The sequence below is a fragment of the Moorena sp. SIO4E2 genome (genome assembly GCF_010671945.1).
GTDB lineage: Bacteria > Cyanobacteriota > Cyanobacteriia > Cyanobacteriales > Coleofasciculaceae > Moorena > Moorena producens.
In genome coordinates, this window is sequence record NZ_JAAHIE010001161.1 from 1 (window position 1) to 1,564 (window position 1,564).

Annotated in this window: 2 protein-coding genes; one reads left to right on the forward strand and one right to left on the reverse strand. The window is 39.8% G+C overall.

Annotation, left to right across the window (positions count from 1 at the left end; all coding sequences use genetic code 11):
- Window positions 1-333: 333 nt before the first annotated feature.
- Complete coding sequence (locus F6K37_RS41740) at window positions 334-654, reverse strand: ribbon-helix-helix protein, CopG family (protein WP_287257133.1); 321 nt, start codon at window positions 652-654, stop codon at window positions 334-336.
- Window positions 655-752: 98 nt separating this feature from the next.
- On the opposite strand from F6K37_RS41740, the gene F6K37_RS41745 reads away from it, so the two are divergent.
- A partial coding sequence (locus F6K37_RS41745) for a DEAD/DEAH box helicase (RefSeq protein ID WP_287257134.1) occupies window positions 753-1,564 on the forward strand: 812 nt, incomplete at its 3' end.

Here is a 1,564-nt window from a genome sequence, read left to right on the forward strand (position 1 = left end):
TAAGTCCTGTTATTACCTAGGGAAAGGTAATAACAGGACTTAATAAGCACATTCGATGAGCATATTAAGTCACTGAAAACCTCTATGTTGCATTTATCCCTAGTTAGCAGCCATGAAACTCAAACAGGTACTTAATCAAATCAAACTCAAAATATCCCAATCACCAAAAACATCTCATCAAGCATCCCATCACCCAGGCATAATCAGGCTTTGAGGCACTTGTGTCCGGCAGTCAGGGGGCGAAGGCCACAATATTTCCCAAATAAATAGAATCATAAGTTTGCCTTTGGTTAAGAATAAAACCATAAATATGCCATGAGTACAACTATGATGCTATTTTATGTGCTCCAAAAAAGTAGACATGATGCGGCTCAGTTCCTCCATACGGATTTCTAGCGCATCTGTTCTTTGAGTTTCACATTGAAGTTGTTGGCGGAGCTTGCTGAGAAGTGTATCAAGAGATTTTTGTTTTCTTTCCAGTACTACCAATTTATCCTCAACAGATTCTTCTGGTAAGTCTAAATACTCAGAGATAGCCTGCCTAATGACTTGAGTTCTGTCTTTCTCATCAAGTACTGCGCGAGCGTCTAGTGCCTCAAGCATTAATTGAGATAAACGGATCGATATCGTTTTATCTTTGCCAGTTTTCGCCATACTTTTGAGATACAGATGTGATATAGTTGAGATACGAGATACAAAGGCACTACGCACGAGATGCAAAATAAATCAATTGTAACCAATGGAAGATGACTATGTCCCAGAATTTTGTCCCTAGAGACTGGCAAGAACGATTTGTCCGGGAGTACCAGACCAACCCGGAAAGAAACTTTTTAGTAGAGGCTTGTACCTCATCAGGAAAAACAGGAGGGGCTTTATATGCTTATAATTCTCTTAAAAATGGTTTTGACTGGCGTTTTGTTGTTGTCGTTGTTCCTGCCGAACACCTAAAAAGACAATATGCTCAAGATGCTGCTGATCTTTTTGGGCTTAATCTTTATTACTCTGGAACGGACACAAGATTAGGCAGACTGCCTACTCCAAACGAATTGCTTCAGAATGACTATCACGGTAGTGTTATCAGCTATCATTGGCTCACCAAATCAGGTAACGCTGAGTCTTTGAGAAACAGCTTCAATAGACCTTTGGCTGGCAAAATATTTGTGATTCTTGATGAAGTGCATCATGCAAGTTCTGACCTTGCATTTGGTCAAGCTTGTGAAGTAGCTTTTCCTGACCATGTTATATCTCATCGTTTAATGACTTCTGGAACCCCTTTCCGTTCTGATAATAATAAAATTTTAGGGAACTGGGTGAATTATTCCGAAGTACAAGAAAACGTTTACGAATGTCTACCAGATTTTCGCTACACCTTGGCTGATGCTTTGAATGATGAAATCATTCCTGTTTTCTCCTTTGTTACAGTAGCTGGAGAATTTACCTATCGTCGAGGTCGTGCTGTTTATGAGGGCAAAACTTTTACTAATGCTCAAAACGAGGATGAACTGAGAGATGCACTGAACACAGCAATTTATGTTGAAGGCGATTGGGTCAAAACAGCGATTAA

What these genes read in the sequence shown, in the direction of transcription:
- F6K37_RS41740 (WP_287257133.1), bottom strand. Translation starts at nt 654, where the DNA reads ATGGCGAAAACTGGCAAAGATAAAACGATATCGATCCGTTTATCTCAA.